26 protein-coding genes, 2 tRNA genes and 1 riboswitch are annotated in these 20,451 nt (G+C 41.2%); of the genes, 4 read left to right on the top strand and 24 right to left on the bottom strand.

Annotated elements, in window-relative coordinates:
* Window positions 1-432: 432 nt before the first annotated feature.
* Together araD and CDO33_RS00455 are read left to right on the top strand one after the other, a co-directional pair.
* Window positions 433-1,122, top strand: coding sequence for an L-ribulose-5-phosphate 4-epimerase (gene araD / locus CDO33_RS00460; RefSeq protein WP_103082005.1), 690 nt, complete (start codon window positions 433-435; stop codon window positions 1,120-1,122).
* A 270-nt stretch (window positions 1,123-1,392) separates the two neighbouring features.
* Complete coding sequence (locus tag CDO33_RS00455; RefSeq protein ID WP_103082006.1) at window positions 1,393-2,577, top strand: cation diffusion facilitator family transporter; 1,185 nt, start codon at window positions 1,393-1,395, stop codon at window positions 2,575-2,577.
* A 59-nt stretch (window positions 2,578-2,636) separates the two neighbouring features.
* Here CDO33_RS00455 and CDO33_RS00450 read toward each other — a convergent pair whose 3' ends face one another.
* The 20 genes from CDO33_RS00450 to CDO33_RS00355 form a co-directional block, all read right to left on the bottom strand.
* Complete coding sequence (locus CDO33_RS00450) at window positions 2,637-3,182, bottom strand: folate family ECF transporter S component (protein WP_242973920.1); 546 nt, start codon at window positions 3,180-3,182, stop codon at window positions 2,637-2,639.
* Between the two features lie 55 nt (window positions 3,183-3,237).
* Window positions 3,238-3,359, bottom strand: a riboswitch (THF riboswitch).
* A gap of 345 nt (window positions 3,360-3,704) precedes the next feature.
* Window positions 3,705-4,574 (bottom strand): sugar phosphate isomerase/epimerase family protein, encoded by an 870-nt coding sequence (locus tag CDO33_RS00445; protein ID WP_103082007.1) that lies wholly within the window; start codon window positions 4,572-4,574, stop codon window positions 3,705-3,707.
* A 191-nt stretch (window positions 4,575-4,765) separates the two neighbouring features.
* Window positions 4,766-5,086: a hypothetical protein gene (locus CDO33_RS00440; RefSeq protein ID WP_242973921.1), complete on the bottom strand. Its 321-nt coding sequence runs from the start codon at window positions 5,084-5,086 to the stop codon at window positions 4,766-4,768.
* Window positions 5,086-5,715: an N-acetylmuramoyl-L-alanine amidase family protein gene (locus CDO33_RS00435; protein ID WP_103082008.1), complete on the bottom strand. Its 630-nt coding sequence runs from the start codon at window positions 5,713-5,715 to the stop codon at window positions 5,086-5,088. Before CDO33_RS00435 ends, CDO33_RS00440 begins: the two co-directional genes overlap by 1 nt.
* Window positions 5,716-5,759: 44 nt before the next feature.
* A complete protein-coding gene (locus CDO33_RS00430; RefSeq protein WP_103082009.1) occupies window positions 5,760-6,032 on the bottom strand; it encodes a hypothetical protein in 273 nt (90 codons plus the stop codon).
* 38 nt (window positions 6,033-6,070) lie between these two features.
* Entirely contained in the window at window positions 6,071-6,217 is a 147-nt protein-coding gene (locus CDO33_RS20645; RefSeq protein WP_161496547.1) for a hypothetical protein, read from the bottom strand.
* Window positions 6,214-6,480, bottom strand: a complete 267-nt coding sequence (locus CDO33_RS00425; protein ID WP_103082010.1) for a hypothetical protein — start codon at window positions 6,478-6,480, stop codon at window positions 6,214-6,216. Before CDO33_RS00425 ends, CDO33_RS20645 begins: the two co-directional genes overlap by 4 nt.
* Before the next feature lie 13 nt (window positions 6,481-6,493).
* Window positions 6,494-7,927 carry a hypothetical protein gene (locus CDO33_RS00420; RefSeq protein WP_103082011.1) on the bottom strand — a complete coding sequence of 478 codons (1,434 nt, stop codon included), beginning with the start codon at window positions 7,925-7,927 and terminating at the stop codon, window positions 6,494-6,496.
* A gap of 4 nt (window positions 7,928-7,931) precedes the next feature.
* Complete coding sequence (locus tag CDO33_RS00415; protein ID WP_103082012.1) at window positions 7,932-8,459, bottom strand: putative phage tail protein; 528 nt, start codon at window positions 8,457-8,459, stop codon at window positions 7,932-7,934.
* 1 nt (window position 8,460) lies between these two features.
* Window positions 8,461-9,480 (bottom strand): baseplate J/gp47 family protein, encoded by a 1,020-nt coding sequence (locus tag CDO33_RS00410; protein ID WP_170045763.1) that lies wholly within the window; start codon window positions 9,478-9,480, stop codon window positions 8,461-8,463.
* Window positions 9,480-9,875, bottom strand: a complete 396-nt coding sequence (locus CDO33_RS00405) for a DUF2634 domain-containing protein (protein ID WP_103082013.1) — start codon at window positions 9,873-9,875, stop codon at window positions 9,480-9,482. The genes CDO33_RS00410 and CDO33_RS00405 overlap by 1 nt, the downstream gene beginning before the upstream one ends.
* The gene (locus tag CDO33_RS00400) at window positions 9,872-10,105 is read right to left on the bottom strand and encodes a DNA helicase (RefSeq protein ID WP_103082014.1); all 234 of its coding nucleotides are present in this window, start codon (window positions 10,103-10,105) and stop codon (window positions 9,872-9,874) included. Before CDO33_RS00400 ends, CDO33_RS00405 begins: the two co-directional genes overlap by 4 nt.
* Window positions 10,102-11,046 carry an XkdQ/YqbQ family protein gene (locus tag CDO33_RS00395; RefSeq protein WP_103082015.1) on the bottom strand — a complete coding sequence of 315 codons (945 nt, stop codon included), beginning with the start codon at window positions 11,044-11,046 and terminating at the stop codon, window positions 10,102-10,104. Before CDO33_RS00395 ends, CDO33_RS00400 begins: the two co-directional genes overlap by 4 nt.
* The gene (locus tag CDO33_RS00390; protein ID WP_103082016.1) at window positions 11,043-11,702 is read right to left on the bottom strand and encodes a LysM peptidoglycan-binding domain-containing protein; all 660 of its coding nucleotides are present in this window, start codon (window positions 11,700-11,702) and stop codon (window positions 11,043-11,045) included. The genes CDO33_RS00395 and CDO33_RS00390 overlap by 4 nt, the downstream gene beginning before the upstream one ends.
* Window positions 11,702-13,732, bottom strand: a complete 2,031-nt coding sequence (locus CDO33_RS00385; protein ID WP_103082017.1) for a tape measure protein — start codon at window positions 13,730-13,732, stop codon at window positions 11,702-11,704. Before CDO33_RS00385 ends, CDO33_RS00390 begins: the two co-directional genes overlap by 1 nt.
* A gap of 193 nt (window positions 13,733-13,925) precedes the next feature.
* The gene (locus tag CDO33_RS00375) at window positions 13,926-14,330 is read right to left on the bottom strand and encodes a phage tail assembly chaperone (RefSeq protein ID WP_103082019.1); all 405 of its coding nucleotides are present in this window, start codon (window positions 14,328-14,330) and stop codon (window positions 13,926-13,928) included.
* Window positions 14,331-14,382: 52 nt separating this feature from the next.
* A complete protein-coding gene (locus CDO33_RS00370; protein WP_103082020.1) occupies window positions 14,383-14,859 on the bottom strand; it encodes a phage tail tube protein in 477 nt (158 codons plus the stop codon).
* 17 nt (window positions 14,860-14,876) lie between these two features.
* On the bottom strand, window positions 14,877-15,920 hold the full coding sequence (locus CDO33_RS00365) for a phage tail sheath subtilisin-like domain-containing protein (RefSeq protein ID WP_103082021.1): 1,044 nt from the start codon (window positions 15,918-15,920) through the stop codon (window positions 14,877-14,879).
* Window positions 15,921-15,934: 14 nt separating this feature from the next.
* Window positions 15,935-16,345, bottom strand: coding sequence for a phage tail terminator family protein (locus CDO33_RS00360; protein WP_103082022.1), 411 nt, complete (start codon window positions 16,343-16,345; stop codon window positions 15,935-15,937).
* 335 nt (window positions 16,346-16,680) lie between these two features.
* On the bottom strand, window positions 16,681-17,217 hold the full coding sequence (locus CDO33_RS00355) for a sigma-70 RNA polymerase sigma factor region 4 domain-containing protein (RefSeq protein ID WP_103082023.1): 537 nt from the start codon (window positions 17,215-17,217) through the stop codon (window positions 16,681-16,683).
* 440 nt (window positions 17,218-17,657) lie between these two features.
* Here CDO33_RS00355 and CDO33_RS00350 point away from each other — a divergent pair, with 440 nt between their 5' ends.
* Window positions 17,658-17,990: a helix-turn-helix domain-containing protein gene (locus tag CDO33_RS00350; RefSeq protein ID WP_103082024.1), complete on the top strand. Its 333-nt coding sequence runs from the start codon at window positions 17,658-17,660 to the stop codon at window positions 17,988-17,990.
* A gap of 5 nt (window positions 17,991-17,995) precedes the next feature.
* Complete coding sequence (locus tag CDO33_RS00345) at window positions 17,996-18,484, top strand: ImmA/IrrE family metallo-endopeptidase (protein ID WP_117433636.1); 489 nt, start codon at window positions 17,996-17,998, stop codon at window positions 18,482-18,484.
* Between the two features lie 352 nt (window positions 18,485-18,836).
* Here CDO33_RS00345 and CDO33_RS00340 read toward each other — a convergent pair.
* From CDO33_RS00340 to CDO33_RS00325, 4 genes are all read right to left on the bottom strand, one after another.
* Window positions 18,837-18,912 (bottom strand) — tRNA-Met (locus CDO33_RS00340).
* Window positions 18,913-19,279: 367 nt separating this feature from the next.
* A tRNA-Leu gene (locus CDO33_RS00335) sits at window positions 19,280-19,368 on the bottom strand.
* Between the two features lie 100 nt (window positions 19,369-19,468).
* Window positions 19,469-19,891, bottom strand: a complete 423-nt coding sequence (locus CDO33_RS00330; protein ID WP_103082026.1) for a S1 domain-containing RNA-binding protein — start codon at window positions 19,889-19,891, stop codon at window positions 19,469-19,471.
* A 159-nt stretch (window positions 19,892-20,050) separates the two neighbouring features.
* On the bottom strand, window positions 20,051-20,332 hold the full coding sequence (locus CDO33_RS00325) for an FtsB family cell division protein (protein WP_103082027.1): 282 nt from the start codon (window positions 20,330-20,332) through the stop codon (window positions 20,051-20,053).
* Window positions 20,333-20,451 lie beyond the last annotated feature (119 nt).

Here is a 20,451-nt window from a genome sequence, read left to right as displayed (position 1 = left end):
TTTGATAACCTGTTTCCATTCCGCAAATTTCCTACGAGGATTTCCTACAAAATGCATTAATGATTTAACACCCCAGGCATTACGCAATATCTATCTAGAGGTGGTTCTTCGAATTCACTAAATTCAAGGCATCATTTCTGTCGCTATATATCCCAGCCTCCGGCTTTTCAAACTCTAAGCCCTAAAGGCTTAATAAACTGTGCATGTCAAAGAATCTGCTGTTTTAGCAATTCTCCACTGAAAGATTTACTTTATCAGCATACATGCCAATAGAAGTACAACATCATGCACTTGTGCGTACAACTGTAAAATGATATAATTGAATCCGAATTTTATCATATTTTCCTTAGAATTATTTAAATTGGTATAGTAGATATAAAGCTTCTTGGTTTAGCATGGAAAATGCCAGTGCATAAAGGAGGAGTTGCTTATATGCTGGAGGACCTGAAACAGGCAGTGCTGGAAGCCAATCTTGAGCTTCCAAAAAGAGGCCTTGTTACTTATACCTGGGGCAATGTGAGCGGGATCGACCGCGAGAAAAACCTGATAGTTATAAAACCCAGTGGTGTCCCCTATGAAAAACTCAAGGCTGAACATCTTGTCGTTCTGGATCTTGACGGCAATGTTGTCGAAGGAGACCTGAATCCATCTTCCGATACTCCTACCCATCTTGCTTTGTATAGAAGCTTTAAGGAGGTAGGAGGCATAGTCCATACCCATTCGAGATGGGCTACCGTATGGGCTCAATCGGGCAGAAGCATACCTGTCCTGGGAACCACCCATGCGGATTATTTTTACGGGGAGATTCCATGCACCAGAAAAATGACTCCTGCAGAAATAAATGGCGAATACGAAAAGGAGACGGGAAATGTCATAATTGAAACCTTCCGGTATAAAAACCCCATGCATGTTCCCGGTGTATTGGTGAATAACCACGGTCCCTTCACATGGGGCAAAGATGCCCATGAAGCAGTACATAATGCAGTAGTCCTGGAAGAAGTAGCTATGATGGCTTATAATACTCTTATGTTAAACCCCAAAGCCGATCCCATCCATCAAGCTTTGCTGGACAGGCATTTTCTAAGAAAGCATGGCGCCAACGCCTATTATGGGCAAAAATAGATCCCGGGCATGGCAGGCAACTGCTGGTAAGAACCCTCTGCTCAGAAGAAGCAGCAAAGAATCCACGCGAAAAAGAAACAAATTGCTTGAACATGTTGCACCGGTCAAGGGAATCCCAAATATCCTATAGTATTAAGAAAATGCTGCTTGTGATCACCTTTAGGGAATTACAGGTGCAAGCCAGGTAATTTGTTGCTTTTTTTTATACTTTCGAGGGTATAATTAACTTATATGTCGAAGATTTATATTTTTCAGAATAGAGGTGTAATATTGACAAACTTATTAATAAGGCTGTTTGTAAAAGATTATAAAAACATATCCAGCTCCAAGGTGCGAGAGCGCTACGGAAAATTTGCCAGTATTGCAGGCATTGCCACCAACATACTTCTTTTTATTTTTAAAATGACTGTGGGCATGCTCTTTAACAGCATATCCATTACCGCAGATGCCATAAATAACCTATCCGACTCCGGCTCATCGCTGATAACCCTCACAGGTTTCAAGCTATCAGGAAAACCGGCAGATGAAAAACATCCATACGGCCATGCCCGCATGGAGTATATATCGGGTCTTATTGTCTCATTTTTAGTCCTTTTTTTGGGTTTTGAGTTGTTCAAAAGCTCTGTTGAAAAAATCATAAATCCTCAGGAGGCTAATTTCAACGCTATTTCCATAATGGTTCTGATAGTCTCCATCCTCATAAAACTCTGGCAATCCATGTTCTACCGCAAGATAGGCAGGATGATAGATTCCACAACTCTTATGGCGACATCTGTGGACAGCCGGAATGATATATTCTCCACATCAGCAGTACTGGCCGCTGCAATCATAACCCGCTCCACCGGATATAACCTGGATGGCTATATGGGAGCTGCTGTTGCACTTTTTATACTGTTTTCCGGGGTCAAGCTTATTCAGGAGACCATCAGTCCATTGCTGGGAATGGCACCTACCAAGGAACTGGTGGATAAGATCTACAAAAAAATCCTTAGCTATGACGGCATTATCGGCCTGCATGACCTGACAGTACACAGCTATGGGCCGGGCAAATGCTTTGCTTCAGTGCACTGTGAAGTATCTGCCGATCAGGACATTATGGCAAGCCATGATATTATTGACAATATCGAAAGGGATTTTCTGAAGGATGAAGGCATTCATATGGTCATTCATCTCGATCCTGTCGTCACCGACGATGAAAGAATCAACGCACTGAAGGCCATTGTAGAAGACATCCTCCAGAAGATCTCCCCCAAAATAAGCATGCACGATTTTCGCGTGGTTTTTGGCCTAACCCATTCCAACCTGATATTTGATGTAGTGGTACCCTATGACTTCGAATTAAGCGATGATGAGCTTGCCGAATTGATATCGGACAAAATCCACGAGTTTAACAGAACTTATCATTCGATAATCACTGTCGACCACAATTATGTGCCGGAGGGAAATCAGAGATAGCCGCCTTTTGTAAATCCGGATACCTCCTGTAGGAGCAAAATGTCCCTTGGCTCTTTTATTTAAGAATTGCTCCGGATTTTTACCCTTTCAACGAGCTTCAAGGCAGCAAAAAGCAGTGCCGTATTAATGGGAAACATTATCACATTCTTGACAATACGTCCTGTAAGCAATACGATGAACGCATTCCCATACATCATGCTGAGCCAGACGGGGTTCAACAACAGATTAATTGACACAGTAATCAGCAAAGACACAGCTATAACGCTTTTCAGTTTCACAGGCCGCTTATACAGGAAAAGTCCATAAAGAGCCCCCGAAAGCAGGGCATTTAGCGTGAATCCCGGAAAAAACGGACCGTCAGGACGGGCAAGATATCCAAGGATATCCCCTACCACACCCATTGCACCTCCGACAACAGGCCCGTAAAGCATGCCGCCCATAGCCAGCGGCAGAAAGGAAAAGCTGATCCTCAGCACATTTGATAAGGAAATATCAAAAAAGGTCAGAATTACATTGAGAGCGACCAACATTCCGGACATTGCAATAGTCCGGGCATTTCCAAATTCATCCAGAGATGATTTGAGCTTCCATATTAATATTTTCAAAAAAATCTCCCCTTCTAAGTGGTATATGCCACATAAAGAGAAGACTCACTTATGTGGCAACGGAATGCAGAATCAACACCGCAAATCACTTACTATGGCGCCTTTGCCATAAGGATTTTTCGTCCGGCGGCAACTTCCCATCCAACCGGCACTTAACGCGTTGACCCCTACTTTGCCCCAAGTATTAACCACTAAATTTTCAAAGTACAAATTAGCTGATTATGTTTTATATTCTATCATAGTTCATGCTATCGTCCTTGTAAAGTAAACATTTTTTTTGTAAACTTTTATCATTTTAAAGCAGGATATAACTCAATGGGGAAATGGCAAATACGCCAAAAGCTTAACCCATTCCCTTTCATTCATACAATAAAGCGCACCCTACCATTTTGCTGCCATTTCGGCCTATCGTCAGGCCATCAGCGAATCAGTCAATGGTAGGTGCGCTTTTCTCCCATCGGTCCGGAGTCAACTTTTCAAATTCCCCATTGAGCGCTCCCAGTGCGTTTTCTAAAGCTTATCTCACTTTTTCGCATTTTCAATTCTGCTGATTAAATATCTGCCGGTATCATGCATAAATTTTACAGCAGAGCTAATAAATTCTTTATCATAGCCATAAAGAAAAGAGTCCGCCTCAAGAGTAAAATCACCCTCATATCCAATGTCCGCCAGGGCTTTCGTAATATCCTCCCAGTTCATTTTTCCCACGAACGGAATAACATGACAGTCCCTTTTATAATCATTATCGTGTACATGCAACGCCTTAAGCCTCTCTTTTCCCAATACCCTTATAGCTGTTGAGGCTTCTTCCCCTATAAGACCACTGTGTCCAACATCAAGGCATGCTACAAACCACTCACTGTCCAATTCGTCGACGTATTCAGCCAGTTCCGCTCCGGTGCTGCACACATTGGGAACGATACAGCCCCTCCTTTCGTCATATCCCCACATGTTTTCCAGGGCAACCTTTATTCCATACTCCTTGCAATAAGGCATCAGACGATTGTAGAAAGCTATATTTTCACCCTTTTGGTCAACTTCCTTAGGGCAGGCAAAAGGGTGCACGATTATTATCTTTGCCCCGAGGATTGATGCTACCTCCATGGAACGTACAATTTTCCTGAACATGTCGGCATTGTACTCATCATTACCATAACGAACTGATGGAAATGGAGCATGAGCCTGGTTGAAGTGTACCCCGGCTTCCTCTGCCGTTCTTTTCAGATTCAACGCATATTCCTTATATCCTTCCGAATTCAAAATATGGCTGTCCTCGGTAATCCTAAACATCGAATAGTCCAGAGCATCATATCCTGCTTCAGCAAGCATCCTGACTGCCGTTTCATCACCAAAAAGCTCGCTCAGATAGAAGGTTTGTGTAGATAATATCATGCAAAAGCCCCCTTTGATTTTTAAAATAAAAATTATATTTATGCCTACATACCTATACTACACCTTTATTGTATATAAATCAAAGGTTTCAACTTTTTCTGTATTGAGGAAGCAAAAAGGATGAAACAGCCTAGAATTGGTTGTTGTGAAGCTTTGAAAAAACACCGGATATCATGTTTATAATAACATTGCTATGCACCTTTATCATTCAGATAATTCATGATGTCGTAAAACCACTCCTGCAGCTTTTCTCTCACTATGGTTTCGGGAAAGAAAAATTGCATCCAGGGAGGAATCAGACTGTAAACCTGTTTAAATACAGCTTCAAATCTTTCCTGACCTTTCTTGGTTCCGGTAATTGCCTTTTCAGCCTGCAGCATTAGCTGGTATGCTATGCCCCTTAGCTGATCCCATTTTTTGCAGACTACCAGATACCCTATCCAAATTAAAAAGGCCGCTATAATCAATATAGTCGGCCAGTCATTTATCATGAAGTTTTTCATTTCACCCATCAATCTAACCCTTTCACAAGATTTTTCAATTGTGCCACAAGATTCTCATATTTTGCTTTCCAATCCACAGTATCGGAAGGCTTTCTGAAACTTACACCAAAGTAATTGCAGATACCTTTTACTATTGCCTCGCCAATCCGAGGTATATTGTTCATTATCCAGATAGCATCCTCCATATTGTCGTGGAAGGCAACCTCAACAATACAACTGGTAGCTTTGACCGTCACAATCTCAGCAAGATTAAGAGGCACTCCGTTTTTTACTCCTCTGTCGGACGTGGGAGTAATAGCAGACACTTCCTTATATATTGCTTCTGAAAGCCTCTGGCTGTTGGTAACCCTCCCATCAATCAGATATCCGTAAACCTCACAACCTCTAGCCTGTCCTGCACCACTTCCACCCACTGCATTGCTGTGTATTGCCACATGTATATCTGGTTTCCACGCATCGGAATCGGCTATAATCTGTGATAATGTCATTTCCGGCCTGTTCCTTTTGACTGTGAATCCGTTGTACTCCAGGAGAGGACAAACGATGTCCGCAATTTCATTCATCCTTTTTTCTTCCGTACCATAATTTCCAACTCCGATATTCTTTTCCTGCGTGCTGGGCGAAATATATACCTTCATCTTTTACCTCCTTCACTTTAATAGGCACACTAATAGGCGTACTATTAGCCACCCTTTCCGATAATCTTGGCGGCGCCTATAACACCTCCTAGAACAGCAACACAGTACTTTACCAGTTTAATGAGCTCTATCACAATTTGACTCCAAATCCTGCTGTCTTCTTTAGGTTGAGGGTGCTGAGCCGCCTTCTTGATGTCTGCTTTAATTTCCTGTATATCCTCACGGATTTCCTTGACATAAATACGGGTTTCAGCCTGATCTGTCTCCAATGCCCTCACTCTTTCCTCCATTATACATTTATGCTCGCCTTCTCCCATAAGACACCCTCTTTCGAAAAAATAATAAGGGCCTGCCGTTAAGCAAGCCCTGTCAGAATTTCAGCTTTTTCTGCTTCCGTTAGTGTTGGGTAGTCAAGCAAAATATCCTCTGCTGTCCTGCCTTCGGTTGTCATTCTTGTACTTATAACTCTCACAAATATGTTCTTTTTCCATTCTGGCATCATACAGCACCTCCCATAATAGCAGCTAATGCCATTTCAATGTCGGATATGCGTTGTCTAGCTTCTTCAAACTCTGTTAGCCTAGTATTAGTTTCTGGCTCATACTTCTCTGTGCCCCATGTCTGAGCTTCAGCATCATACTTTCGATAAATATAATCTTCTGAATAATCAGAAATTTGCACCATATTTGAAGCATTAACTTCACCTGAAAGCATAGACACTCCAACACATATATTGTTTTCATTTAACTGAGCATAGTAAAACATATATACACCTCCATTACTTAAATTCTATTACTTGCCAATGCACACTTCGTGTATTAGAAATTGTGGCGTATGCGCTTAACGACAATTGAGTTGTACTATTAAATTTAATTGCCACAAATGCATTACTCATATCACCTCCCGACCCTGAATCTTTAAAAGATGCAAAACACAACGATTTACTCAAATCAACTGCATTTATAGTAACCGTAGCAGATGAATTCATATTTACAGTACCTCTTTGTACGCTTTTTACATTATTAAACTCAACTACTTGCCATTCCACTTGTTGTTGACCTTGTGCTTGCGCCCTTGCTAATTCAAGTGTAGTCGGGCTAGTAAGTCTTGCCCAAATAAGTACATTATAAGGCGTTGTTATTCCACTTATATACTTATGAGAAAACAATACAATGGCTGCATTTAAATCTACTGCAGATATAGTTATATTTACAGAAGAAGTTGTATCATCAAAGGTGTATGAACCTCTTTGTATGCTTTTTATTACAGGAGTTTGATAAGAGCCTGTAACTCCAAATATAGAAATACCACTTTTTATATTTGCAGCTACTAAATTAGCATCGCCTATAATAGTTTGAGTTCCTGATAAATACTGTCCAGCTGCAATAGTCTGATTGGTTGTTCCCGGTGTATATGTTGCCGCACCTTTGCTTGGAATATTGCCTGTAATCTTATTACCATTGACATACGCTGTCATTCCAGACAATATATGACCTGCTGCTGCATTCGCATCTGATGTAAATGTACCTACTATACCACCCACCGTGGTGCCAGCTTTTATTACATTTGCTGCCAATCCACTAATTGCAGCCTTTATTTTGCGTAATCCGGAATGATACCCTTGTGCAATAGTATACTCCTGGTTTTGGTTCGTAAGGTTGATTGTATCTGCTGCAGCAGGTCCATTATTGGGCATCGTACCTTCCATAACTCCACTTTCTGTCCCTATAGTATAACCAGCTAATACTTTATCGGATGTGGCTGTTCCATACTCACCCCCTTCACCCAATAACTGAAAAACCGAACCAGTGTAAACCAGATGGCATATCTGTCCTGCCTTTATGTTTCCACTGGACAAAGCATTTCCATTGCTCTTACGTATTTCTTTTGCTCCCAGACCGTTAATATTAAGGGTACTTGCTCCTGTGTTTGCATTGGGGAACTTGATTTTAATGCTCATCCCTTCAACAAGCGATGTAATACCATTGATTGCAGCCGTATAAGTATTTGTACCGCTTGCTACAGCGTAGACTATATGCTTCATATTGTCTTTCATGTGCTCATTGAGGTCTGTTTGCACCTTAGAAGCTGCTTCCTCATTGCTTTTCATTTGAGCATCAATTATATCAAAGTTATCATTTATTCCCTCGATGCTGATATATTCATTCGCTTGCTGCTTCTCCAAATTATAATTATTTGTATATTCAGCCATATAATCACCTCACTCTTAATTCATTCCATGTATAAGTACTTGCCTCACTCCAGGTCATACCCTCAACATCCTTCCAGGTATTATAAGTAAATTCAAATTCAAAAGCTAAGTGAGCTGGTTTGATTTCCTGAATGGTCAATGTCAGGTCGGTCATATTCGCAGGAATTCCCTTTGTGCCAATAAACTTTATTTTAAAGCTGTAATTAGAAGGGTCTTCTATTACCTCCACTTCACCATTGGAATAAGAGCTCGCCACATCCTTTATCATCTGCTTTGTTACCGTTCCGGTACCCCTAATCTTTGCCCGGATGCGTTCACGTCGGAACTCATCGGGTTTATTGACATCAACTTGAAGCCCGAAAATCTTTTCATACCGGCTCAATAGGTCAGTAGCAGTGTTCACAAAGCACTGGTTTATCGTCTTATCGAAGGCCGTTGCCAGATTGTCCATATCTGCGCTTAAAATATCCTGCAGCTCTTCCATCGTAAGATTGCCTTTATAATAGTCAGGCAGCAGATCCATCAGATTCATGCTATACCACCTCCGTCAAGGCAATTGTTCCGGCTACGGGCACCTCAGTTTCGCCAATTGTTATATTCGCAGCACCACCGTTCACAAGCAGATTTACATAATCTGCCACACCGTCCGTAGATAACAAAAGGCTCCCTATGCGTGCGTAACTTATGCTATAGTTCTTAAAAACAATATCCTTAAGATACTCTGAGAATGCTTTAGAAAAGCTGTTGTAAACATCATTCAGTGTCTTGGAACCATCGAGAACAACACCTGCCGATATGGATATGACCTTTTCCTGCGGGCTTTCCACTGTTACCGCTGCCCCTATCGGACGTACTGTCTCGATATGTGCTGCCACGGCAGCCGGCAAAGCCTCATCTACCGCCATATTTTCGTCAACCACCAACACCTTGACGGTCCCGTTTCCATTCCAGAGAGGAAGCACTTTCGCATCTCCACATCCGGCAACTTCCATAGCCCACTTTCTGTAATGGTCTGCATTTCCGGAAGTGCTTGGAGTGCGGATCTGGTTATAGAATCTTGCTCTTAGGCTATCGTCAGTTTCCTCATCCTCACCGGAAATGATTATGTCTGTCAGGGCTGCAGCCACATCAGGCACATTGTCAATGTTATCCAGAAGGCCGGAATATTGATTCCCGATGGAACCCAACTGCTCGCACTTCGCTTTGTATTCAGTATCCGACATTTTCTCTGTGATAACATATGTTGTGTCCTTCAGTCCCCATCGCGTACCGATGTCAACTGGCGCTGTTGCTTCAACCTTTCTTACTGCATAGGTGGCAGCCTTTCTTTTTATCCCATAGTCCGCCACAACACGGTCCAGATATTCACCCACAGCAGTATCAGCGCTTACCAGATCAATAAAATTGTTCAGCTTAAAATAAGTTTCCGCTAATTTATAGGCACATGGGGCCAGTGCGTCAAAAATAACCGAGCCTTCTCTTTTGTCCACATCGGATGTCACCCTGCTCAACATATCTTTCAGTATGTTTTCATAAGTCATGTCTTCAAACATCAGATTTCCACCCCCTTTGTCACTGTGATTTTTCCATAGGTACTTATTACGTCAAAAACACAAAACAGGCGGTCCCCGGAAGTTTCAAACTTAAAATTGTCAACTCCCTGTATTCGTTCATCCTTAAGAAGGCACTCTAGGATCCTTCTTTTTAGTTCCACCTGGACATACAGAGGGTCCTTTCCTATAAGGTTTTCCAGCTCAATGCCATAAGAAAAGCTATATATCGGGTACTCATATTTCTCAGTATTGAGCACCTTATATATAGCTTGTTCTAAAGCTTCCAGCCCGTCTGCAAAACCTTGTATCCTATTGCCCGATAGTTTATAAGTTCTGGTAGTTCCTGCAGTCTTGGCAGCTATCAGGTCAAAATCAATAAAACCCTGAGGTATCATTCAGCCACCACCTCCAAAATATAGAACTGCTGTCCTCCGTGATTCCTCAAAAGCCTGACCTTCTGTCCAACGAGAACGGAGTTTTTTAAATTTCCGACAACAAGTTCCTTAGGAATGACCAGCTTATCGCTGACCTTAATCCCATCATCGGTTACCGTTCCCAGCATAATGCTGCACAGCTTAGCGTTGTTCAGGTAGTTCTGCACTATAGTTTTAATTTCATTTATCATATTGCCACCTCCAGAGACATCGTATGAACCGGCAGGAATTTATGCGTGACTGAACGGACAATCAATCTTCTGTTGAGTTCTATATCACCAATCCGACCATAAAAACTGGACCCGGCTCGTACACTTGTATCCCCCAGGCAGTCCAGGCTTATTGTCTCAACCTCCCTGTTATACAGCTTTAGAAGCATATCCGCCTTTGACTTCGCCTGGGAGGGATTCGCATTTTTATTAAGCACCTCAAAATACTGCAGCAGGCCATATTTGGCTATTGAACCACTGTCTTTTGTAATGTAAACATCCCTTTTCCCCGTAGACTCATTATCGCTCACTATCTTGATTTGATTATAAAACTCATCATCAATGGACTTGTCATACTTATAGTCATAAACAAGGCTTTCATCTCCCAGCACAAGGTTAAGCTGCAGATCCACCAGATCCCGCAGCGCTATGCTGCCAAACTCATCCCTCAATGAATACCATCTGCCGGTATTGGTAAGAGTGTCATCTATTCCGGAATATATAATGTCAAGCCAGGTCTTGTCATCTTGAATACTTGTGGCAAGCGTATAACCTGTATTGGTAAGAGCCCCTGTTTTGAGTCCAAAATAATTGCACATCTTTTTCACAAGGCTGGTCACCGAATCACCCCTGACCACAATGGTATCCTTTGCCTTGCAGTATCTCAGCTGGTCATACGCAGTGACAGTAATCTCCTTTCTCTTATTTTGTCCATGCTTGAATACATATCCATAAAAGATGCCGACATTATCATATTTAAAACTTATGACACTCCCATTTTTAACTTTCAGGATATCACCAACATATGAAAATTCGAGCTTGCTGCATCCGTCATTCAGCCTGTCTGAATATGATATGGATGTAACAAGCCCGCTTATTTCATATACATTGTTATCTACTTTAACGAGGAACTCCATACTCATTCGGGGATCACCAGCTTCTGTCCGGGATAGATCAAAGAGGGATTTTTTATTTTGTCCCTGTTGGCTTCCACAATTTTTGTGTACAGGGACCCATCACCGTAAAATTTCTTTGCAATAGCCCACAGGCTATCACCTCTTACAACCGTATAAGTTCCGTTATGTTTGGGATTGCCCCCCTTTGGGGGCTCTTCCTTTATAACTCCAGGCAGTAACTGATCGGCTGGCTTTGGGATTATCTGCTTTTCCAAATCTACGTATTCCAGCAGGCTAAAGCTTACATATTTATCGCCTTCTTCCCCAGCTTTTTCAGTTATTCTGAGGTCTTCTATCAGCACCAGAGAGTTGATATCATCACCCATTCCGTTGCAGGCAATAAACCTTACCGGTTCAAGGTTTTTTCTCCACTGTTCAAACAACCGAAGGTAGTAATCCGCATTCTTGAAGCCTCTGGAGGTTTCCGTATAATGCGTAACAGTATGGGGCAGCTCACACTCAAAGCTATATTCTTTCAGCTCCATATGTGTTGGTATTGCCACCTGTCCTGATTTTAATATCTCATACCTTTCAATAGCCTGGGTGGAAGTTATCTCTATCTGCTCAGGATTCACGGGCAACCTGTATGTTATGTTGTCCTTGTCAAAAAATATAGCATACATTAAGCATAAACCCCCTCTGCAGCCATAGCAATCTCCTCTGCCAATATCTTTTGTATTCTGCCTGCCAGCTTGTCGGCATCTGCCGTTTCATGCACATCTCCAAAACTCACGGAAATGCTGGGAGCCAATGTGGCCGTGCTGAATTTGTTAATGTAATCTCTTTCAGCAATGTCTCTCAGGTATTTCATGTCCTCATCCGACATATCAACTTCAACTTTACCTCCCGGACCGACGCCTTCAACTATCAATGGGTCCATCGGAGTTCCGAAACCTTTAAAAGGATCATAATTAGGCATGCTTATGGTGTCCATGTTGTAATCAAAATTTGCAACTGTCAATGGGTCCATTGGAGTTTCGAATCCATCAAAAGTGTCATAATGAGGTATACTTATGGAGCCGTCATGAGAAAACAAGCTTCTTAATTGACCAGATAACTCCTGAACACTGGTCGTACCTGCTTTTTTACCTATGTCGTAACCAAAATTTACAGTATCAACGATATCCAACATATTGTGTTTTTCTTCTTCCGTGTAATCCTCCGGCTTCGGACCCACCCGTATACTCAACTGGTTATTCAAAAAGTTTTTAAAACTTTGTAGCCCGTCGGCCAAACTTGTTCCGAAAACTTTATCAATAGCCTTAGCAATAGACTGAATAAGATCCAGTATGCTAATTGCCAAATTAACAAATAGCCTGTTTATGCTATATACGGGATTTTTGAAAACATTTTTTATGAATTCTGCAAGGCTGATAAGAATATTAACAATAGTCCGACCAACATTAAGCAAAACTGCTACGATACCTCCAATTACCCCGCCGATTACGCCAACCACCTCGATGACACAATCCCCGTATTTTAAAATCGCATAAATAAGTAGACCGATCATCGCTCCTAATAATAAAATAGGCATGTTAGCCATAGCCCAGGCTGCTGCCTGCGCCAATATTGGCCGAACCGCCGACCATAGCTCCATAACCATCAATGATATCTTGGAAGTAAGCAGAGGAATTTGTGTGGTAGTCCAAAATAGCAGTGCAGATCCTACAGCAGTAAGTATTGGTTCAATAATTGGCCATAGATAGGAGATTACGTCTCCAATATAGGATATCGCTTTTAAAATTTTATCCAATGGGAAGACAATAACATTCAATGCACCGGTAACCATGCCCAGTAACGAAGTAAAGGCTTTATTGTTTATGAGCTTACTAATGCTCTCCATTACACCGCTAAACGCCTGTAGCGCAGAATTTTTCACCCTGTTCCATACATCAGCGAAGGTCATAGGTATTAATTCAGCCTCGGAGCTCATGGCATCAAATCTGGAGTTGATATCATCTGCCGAATAAAATATTGCATTTTTAATTATATCAGCAGTAATCAAACCTTCTGCCGATAGCTTTTTAAGTTCATCCTTACTCTTTCCGGTATACTCTGCTATCGCATCTGCAATCACAGGGGCGTCTTTCATGATGGACTCAAATTCACCACCCTGCAATCCTCCTGCTGCCATAGAATTGATTAGCTGTGACATGGCGGATGATTGCTCTTCTGTGCCTGCGCCACTTATCCTGAAGCCTTTCTGCACTAATTCGGCAAAGGCAATCAACTCATCATTGGATAAAAACTGCTTCTCTGTTATAGGCTTCAATTTGGCTATAACATCGACCATATCAGAGTAGGCAGATCGGGACCTGTTAGCGGCGGCAAAAACCTTATCCTGAAGCTCTGCCTGTGTTTTAAGGTCGCTATTGATATACTTCAGCTTGGTGGCAGCATTGGTGAATTGATCCATTATTTTCATCCCCTCAACCACTTTGTCTATTATAAAAGAGGGATTTTTCAAACTGTCCAAAGCCTTACTTATTATGCCGGCGCTGGCTCCGGCAGATTTCAGCTTGTCGTCAAGCTGATCTGCCTCCCCGCTCGCCTTCAGCATTTTTTGTGCTGTCACCTCTATTTTTCTGTTAAAAATTTCAATAGCCTCATTCCAACCTTCTATTTGAAGGAGCATAGCTTTAAGAGTGACCATTATCTTCTCCTCCCCCCTTTTGCCCTAGCTTTATTAATCTTGCTTTTTTCCCTCTTTTCATCTTCTATCCTTAACTGTATGCTGGCATAAATAAAGGTCCTTTCCTTTTCACTCATATCCACCAGGGCAGACGGCAGGATATGAAGCTTCTGCAAAGCAAAGTGAGCCAGATTGAACTCGGCATCACCTTGCTTTATTCGTTTTTTACTTCTTCAATATCCTCGTTAATATCCACATCGAGGCCGCTCAACGCCTGGACCTCCTTTGCCAGCTCAGCAAACTCCCCTACATAGAGCATTGTCTTTAGCAGCTCTGCCTCTCCCAAAACTCCATAGCTTTTTTGGAGCTCTGCGTTCTTGAGATCCGGAAATACAACAGCACTTGCCGTTAATGCATGAATATATTCGGTGCGGTTAAACGTTTCCTGGCCCTTTTTATCCTTTTTTGTGTATTTCCTTATCAATTCCTCATTTTCTTTTTGAGTGATTGGCCTTATCACAAAGGGGACGGGCTTTCCATCCTCCTGAAACCTGTTGGACACAATCACTTCCTTGTTTTCCACTTTAATTGGATTCAAAAATGCTTTTAACGAACTCATACTATCCCTCCATAATTTAAAATTAGAAAAGGAGTAGGTTTATACCTACCCCTTATCTGTAATTCTCTGGCAATTTAAAAGAATGAAGACTTTCAATGTCATCAAATGTGAAATCCGTATCGAAGGTTATCGGATCATCCGAACCATCATCAAGGATTGCAGCAGGTATGCTGTTCAAAATTACATTTAACAGTACTACCTCCTGCTTTCCTACTGTAGACTGCGGGTCCTCATTCTTGACCTGCAGCTTTAATCCCCTGTAGTTGCCGGTTCTGATGTACTGTATTGCCTGCTTGAGCATTTCACTGTTCATAAAGTACATCGTCAGGCTTCCGGTTCCCGATGCACCTACCACCTTATGCTGTGTCATCCTATGCCCAAGCATTCTTTTCTCCTGCACTATCATATCAATCTGCGCGGACAGGGCGGATACCTCAAACAACTCCCTATTGACTCCATTTATTGTAATATAGGCTTTGCCCTCATGAGAAGAAATGGTATCGGATAACCTAATATAATTATCTGCCACGTTTTATTCCTCCTTCCTTATGACAGGTTTACTGTAATATAAAACTTCTCAGCCGAATCAACAAGCTGTATATAGCAGTTTATAACTACAGCGTCAGTATCTGATCCGGCTTCTACGGTCACATCTTCAGGCGTAAAGTTCTGGATCGCCTGCAACCTCTGCAGCTCATTGAAGTATTCAATAAGGCTTGCCCTCAGCAAGGATCTGCCATCGGCATTATTGTTGAGCTTGCCTTTGTAATTGGATTCGAATATCTCAACAATATCATTGTTTATACCGTCAATGGTGCGGATTGCCCGGTTTTTCTTAAACTGGGCACCCTTTTCCGGTGCAGATGTGGTGAGGCTGTTGATATCATAAACTGCCGTAACGTTCTGGGCTGTATCAACTTTAAAAATGAATTGGCCTGCAGTAATGGCAGCCTCCATCTCCGTTTTTGTCATCCTGGGCACGACATCAATTGCTCCGTCATACTTTCTGCCGGTATTCGACTCATTGATATTTGCCCCGGCAGTTATGCCTGCCACCCATGCTGTAGTCTGTGCCGGTGATAGCTCTGTGCCATCCGACAATTTCACCCCATGGGTTACATTTATAATTGCTTCGCTATCGGCTGCGTAATTGGCCAGCACACCCTGTATCTTGACACCTTCATCCTCCCGCATTGACTTTATCCATGCCGCAATGGCTGCTTTATTTGCTTCATATGCCGCACCGTCATACGGATAGGCTAAAGTATTGAATGCAACCGTCTTAAGATCTGACAAAGCTGTAGTAATCGTATCATCCGTATGCGCTGTCCCCAGGTTGTAGACGATTACTGTCCGGGCACCTTTTAATGCCTCGTTTGCAAGCAGTTTATCCTCATCGGCAATACCATCCGGATAATCATTCTCCGATGCTGTTACGGTATACATATCCCTGAACGCACCTGCTCCCATTTCCTGCAGTAATACAACAATGCCCCTGTCACCCGGTGTAATGGATAACGGAGCATTGGTGAGGAAATTTATGTATGCGCCGGGAAGTATTTTATTTTGACTATTCCATGTTCCTGACATTTAATCACCCTTTCTTAAAGATACGTATTTGTTTGTTGTGTTTGCATCATTGTGCTTGTTTTTTCTTTAATCTCCCAATACCTGACATCGAATGTGACATGCAAAATGTTATCTGTAATATTTGCCTGCATATTCTGAGCATGGAAAGCATTCATTGAAGAAAAAGCCCTTAATAGACTCATCTGTTTATCCAGACAGTCCTTTTTAACCTCTGTTGCATCCTTATCCGAAAAATAAGCCACATCAAAGGAAACCTTGCCACTATATTTGTTGTTCATCCTTTTGCTGTAGCTTTGTCCGGTGGAGACAATGAGAAATGACGGTTTTTCAAAATCTTGCGGCATATATTCGTCATATACCGTATACCCATCAGGATATATTTCCGTCAACTTATCTGCTATATCCTGCTTTATGATAGATATCATGCTTTCTGCTCATCCCCCTCTCCTTTTGCTTTTCTTAAGCATTCTAACTGCTTTGATGCTGTATCCGGAATTTATGGCTTCCACAATGCAGGCATGAGGCATCCCCCCTTTCAAAAATATTTTCAGACCGGTCTTCTTCTCTTTGCAGTTAACGTCCGAAATACCAAAGTGACGATTTTTACATAAAAAAAAGACTTGAATCCAAGTCTTTGCAAAAAAATAAACCGTACCGGCTAACCGGACGGCTTAATCATTAATAACCTATTGTAATTTTATTATAGCACACATACTTCATATTAAAAGGGCATGTTTCGTGCACAAAACAGGCATCCATCCTATAGAGCATCGGCTCCGAAAAGCACTATCTTAATCTTGTTTACAAGCCTGTTTTTGTTGCGTCTTACTGTGGATTCATCACACACCAGCCTATCGGCTATTTCTTCTATTTTTATTCTGTCAAAGTACCTCATCGGAATTATATCATAGTATTGATCATCTTTTATGGTTTCCAACGCTCTGTCAATCCTCTGCACCTGAAGCCGTGTCCTCTCCATGCTTGCTTTTCTGCTGCGAATTATCTCTTCCTGCACATATTCTTCCGGTTTCCAGCTTCCGGAATTTGCAGACAACCTTATAATATCCTTCGACCTGTTTACTTTCATTGCCAGGACGCCACTTTTAAGATCCTCCATATCCTGCTCAACCTTCAGCTTTAAATCCGGATACGCATACAGCAGTTTTTCTGTATCTTTGAAATAATCTCTCTGATAATCCTCTACCAAACCATTGGTGTATAAAAATTTTTCAACTGCCTTTTTAACCTGTTTATCCAGGTTTTGTGTTATCGCATTCAATTCCTCTTTTGTTATCACTATAATCCCTCCTATTAAATACCTACATTATTTTTTGATAATGAAATCGACCGCAGCATGAACTGCATATATGATATACTTCTGACGAAGCTGCCTGCAAAAGCTGCTATTGCATGCTTCATTGGATTTCCGTGGTGGAAAAGTACGTCTATAGTCAGCCCTTCATTTTATCATCATCCTCCTTTGAATCAGCAATTATATTCGTTCATCTCTAAAGCTCTGCTATGTTTATGTAGTTGTTGAAAATTTTCAGAGCAAGCCCTTGACCGGTCACTGAAAATATTCTAAAATGGTGTTGTAGCGCACAACTGAGCAGAAATATTTCAGTGACTATATATATATTACTGAAAATATTCAGTTTAATTTTATTATACTGATAATTTTCAGCATGTCAATCTTTTAAACTGAAATATTTCAGTATTATAGAAATGAGGTATAGTATGAGCATATTGGAAATAATTCAGGATCTGTGTGCAAAAAAAGGCATAAATCCTTCAAAACTCGAAATGGAGTTAGGTTTCGGAAAGGGCGCTATTTACAAATGGGATAAAAATTCTCCGTCGGTTGATAAGATCCAAAAGGTGGCGGATTATTTCAATGTCTCAACGGATTATCTTTTGGGACGGACAGAAATAAAGGACACCTCCGGTATTAAGACTTTGGCAGCCCATCGGTTAGACGGTTACGACAAACCGCTCACCGATGATGAAGTGATAGCAGTAAATGCATTTTTAGAGGCATACAGAAAAGGCAAACAAAGTAAAAAGGACTGATAAGGATGAATAAATTGGAAGAACTCGAGAATGAAGCATTTAAATCCAGAATAAATGTTCAAAGAGCCGAACTTCCGGAATCAATATCCGGACTGTATTATGATGACGGAACCAATCAGCCGTTAATCGCTTTAAATGAATGCCTCAAGACAAAATCGGAGCAAACCTGCGTTTTGGCAGAGGAGTTAGGCCACTATTATACATCCTGCGGCAACCTCCTTACGGATCCTTCGGTCAGCAAAGCCATTATCCAAAAGCAGGAAACCAAAGCAAAACGGTGGGCATTCAGCAGACTCGTATCTCTTAAAAATATCATAAAGGCTTATGAAGCCGGCTGTAATAACCTCTATGAAATGGCGGAGTACTTAAGCGTCACCCAGGATTTTCTTGAAAAGGCGTTTGCCAGCTACAACAGCATATACGGCAAGTTCAAAAAACGAGGAAATTACATCATTTACTTTGATCCACCGGGAATTTTCAAAAATATTAAGTGATTTTTAGTCTCAACAACTTTTTCAGTTGTTGTTTTATTTTGCCCATTTCATCAGTTATGAAGTAAAAGGTTCCCAGATCACGAAAGGATATCGTGCATATTCCTTAATGCATACCTAAACCCACCGGCGCTTCCAGTTTGCCATAGCGGGCCAAAATTGTCATCTCCACTATAGCAAGCTGTTATCCGTCTTCAAACACATCTTTTCACATAAGCTTTTTTCTTTTTGATATTAATTTTATTATCACATAAGCGTATTCTTGGAAATGCTGAACATCAGTTATAGTTGAATTATGTTAACTATTGCACACATATAACAAAACCGCTAAGCGTAAGGCTTAGCGGTTTTAATTTGGTTGCGGGGGAAGGATTTGAACCTACGACCTTCGGGTTATGAGCCCGACGAGCTACCAGCTGCTCCACCCCGCGATATTTAATTTATCGCCTTTCCAAGCGACACATAAAAGTATAGCACAACATTTCAAGAATTGCAAGTAGAATTTTATACCAAATTAAAATTTTTTATGCATAAAAACACGCTATTAAATGCTTAATCCGCAGTAGAAATTATCCTTGATTTTATTTTGGCTTGCATGCGGCCAAATTTCCACACCCTGCCGTAATGCAAAATCAAAATACTATTTTGAAACTTGCAGAATCATTCCATTTTTTAAACTCTTCCCACATATCAACATCTTTAATCCATGTAGCCATCTGGAAAATTCCGCCTAATCCTTCCATGCTAATTAAAAAGACATCAATTCTACCGTCAAAATTGATGTCTTTTAAACATACATGGTGCCGCTGACCGGAATCGAACCGGTACGAGCTTTTAGGCCCGCAGGATTTTAAGTCCTGTGCGTCTGCCAGTTCCGCCACAGCGGCTAATTTATATGTCCTCAAATAATGAGGACTTTAAATATTATAAAGCACTATATGTTTACTGTCAACATTCAATTGATTCCAAATATGAATTATTTTCGAGCTAAAACTGCACGGATTTCTTATATCCTCCACTGCCGCGCTTAGACTCAAAATTCTTTTTTAGATCATGCATTTTTTCATCGCTATCTCTCATAAATTTTGCGAGTCTGTCCTCAAAGGATAGATTCTCGTTATTTGGCCTGCTCCACTCTATTTCCGCGGGCTTGCTTGATCTAAGTTCAGGTCTCTTCTCCAGTGCCTTTTTAATTGACAAGCTTATCTTACCATTATTATCAATTGAAAGAACTTTTACCTTAACCATCTGATTTCCTTTAAGATGATTATTTATATCCTTTACATACTCGTCGGCCACTTCTGAGATGTGCACCAACCCTGTTTTTCCATCCGGGAGCTGAATAAAGGCACCAAAACTTGTAATACCGGATACTTTGCCTTCGACTACCTGACCAACCTGAACTGGCATAGAATAAGAAATCCTCCTTAAAAATATACAAATATTCTATTGTAAAACAATTCGATTATATAGTATTCCTACGTACTTAGTCAAGTATGTAGTTGCTGGGTTAAAAGAATTTTTAACACTTCCGGTATTCTAAATTCCTTTAACGCTCCCCACACAATTTCATTTGTTTATATCGAAAAATACCTTCTCCCCGGGCTTTACCATACCAAGCTTCTCCCTGGCCACCTTTTCATAATACTCATCGGTATCCAGCATTTCCTTTTTCTTTCTCAATTCATCATTTTCACTTTTCACACTGTTTATTTTCTGCTGCAAACTTGCAAGTTCCTTATTTTTGGCATTGATCATGCTCTGCTGGGTTACCATGGTATATGCAAAGTACACTAAAAAGCCTAATACAGCAAAAGTCCCCAGTGCAGACTTCTTTTTTCTTTTGTTCACCCGCAATACTCCCTTCCTGTAGGCGCCTTCCTATAGACTTAACCGGAAACAGCCTGGCCTTTGGAATAATAACACTATAAAATAAAAGCAGCGATCATTATATTTTCTGTCTGCTGCAA

Source organism: Clostridium thermosuccinogenes (assembly GCF_002896855.1).
In the GTDB taxonomy this organism is placed as follows: Bacteria; Bacillota; Clostridia; order Acetivibrionales; family DSM-5807; genus Pseudoclostridium; species Pseudoclostridium thermosuccinogenes.
Note: the sequence above shows the minus strand (reverse complement) of the source record. Positions and strands in the feature narration are given on the sequence as shown.

What these genes read in the sequence shown, in the direction of transcription:
- araD (WP_103082005.1), top strand. Translation starts at nt 433, where the DNA reads ATGCTGGAGGACCTGAAACAGGCAGTGCTGGAAGCCAATCTTGAGCTT.
- CDO33_RS00390 (WP_103082016.1), bottom strand. Translation starts at nt 11,702, where the DNA reads ATGTATGCTATATTTTTTGACAAGGACAACATAACATACAGGTTGCCC.
- CDO33_RS00330 (WP_103082026.1), bottom strand. Translation starts at nt 19,891, where the DNA reads ATGCCAGTTCAGGTTGGTCAGGTAGTCGAAGGCAAAGTATCCGGTATT.
- CDO33_RS00385 (WP_103082017.1), bottom strand. Translation starts at nt 13,732, where the DNA reads ATGGTCACTCTTAAAGCTATGCTCCTTCAAATAGAAGGTTGGAATGAG.
- CDO33_RS00445 (WP_103082007.1), bottom strand. Translation starts at nt 4,574, where the DNA reads ATGATATTATCTACACAAACCTTCTATCTGAGCGAGCTTTTTGGTGAT.
- CDO33_RS00395 (WP_103082015.1), bottom strand. Translation starts at nt 11,046, where the DNA reads ATGAGTATGGAGTTCCTCGTTAAAGTAGATAACAATGTATATGAAATA.
- CDO33_RS00400 (WP_103082014.1), bottom strand. Translation starts at nt 10,105, where the DNA reads ATGATAAATGAAATTAAAACTATAGTGCAGAACTACCTGAACAACGCT.
- CDO33_RS00350 (WP_103082024.1), top strand. Translation starts at nt 17,658, where the DNA reads ATGAGCATATTGGAAATAATTCAGGATCTGTGTGCAAAAAAAGGCATA.
- CDO33_RS00440 (WP_242973921.1), bottom strand. Translation starts at nt 5,086, where the DNA reads ATGGGTGAAATGAAAAACTTCATGATAAATGACTGGCCGACTATATTG.
- CDO33_RS00375 (WP_103082019.1), bottom strand. Translation starts at nt 14,330, where the DNA reads ATGAGTTCGTTAAAAGCATTTTTGAATCCAATTAAAGTGGAAAACAAG.
- CDO33_RS00365 (WP_103082021.1), bottom strand. Translation starts at nt 15,920, where the DNA reads ATGTCAGGAACATGGAATAGTCAAAATAAAATACTTCCCGGCGCATAC.
- CDO33_RS20645 (WP_161496547.1), bottom strand. Translation starts at nt 6,217, where the DNA reads ATGATGCCAGAATGGAAAAAGAACATATTTGTGAGAGTTATAAGTACA.
- CDO33_RS00435 (WP_103082008.1), bottom strand. Translation starts at nt 5,715, where the DNA reads ATGAAGGTATATATTTCGCCCAGCACGCAGGAAAAGAATATCGGAGTT.
- CDO33_RS00430 (WP_103082009.1), bottom strand. Translation starts at nt 6,032, where the DNA reads ATGGGAGAAGGCGAGCATAAATGTATAATGGAGGAAAGAGTGAGGGCA.
- CDO33_RS00405 (WP_103082013.1), bottom strand. Translation starts at nt 9,875, where the DNA reads ATGATACCTCAGGGTTTTATTGATTTTGACCTGATAGCTGCCAAGACT.
- CDO33_RS00410 (WP_170045763.1), bottom strand. Translation starts at nt 9,480, where the DNA reads ATGTTTGAAGACATGACTTATGAAAACATACTGAAAGATATGTTGAGC.
- CDO33_RS00360 (WP_103082022.1), bottom strand. Translation starts at nt 16,345, where the DNA reads ATGATATCTATCATAAAGCAGGATATAGCAGATAAGTTGACGGAAATA.
- CDO33_RS00425 (WP_103082010.1), bottom strand. Translation starts at nt 6,480, where the DNA reads ATGTTTTACTATGCTCAGTTAAATGAAAACAATATATGTGTTGGAGTG.
- CDO33_RS00420 (WP_103082011.1), bottom strand. Translation starts at nt 7,927, where the DNA reads ATGGCTGAATATACAAATAATTATAATTTGGAGAAGCAGCAAGCGAAT.
- CDO33_RS00345 (WP_117433636.1), top strand. Translation starts at nt 17,996, where the DNA reads ATGAATAAATTGGAAGAACTCGAGAATGAAGCATTTAAATCCAGAATA.
- CDO33_RS00415 (WP_103082012.1), bottom strand. Translation starts at nt 8,459, where the DNA reads ATGAATCTGATGGATCTGCTGCCTGACTATTATAAAGGCAATCTTACG.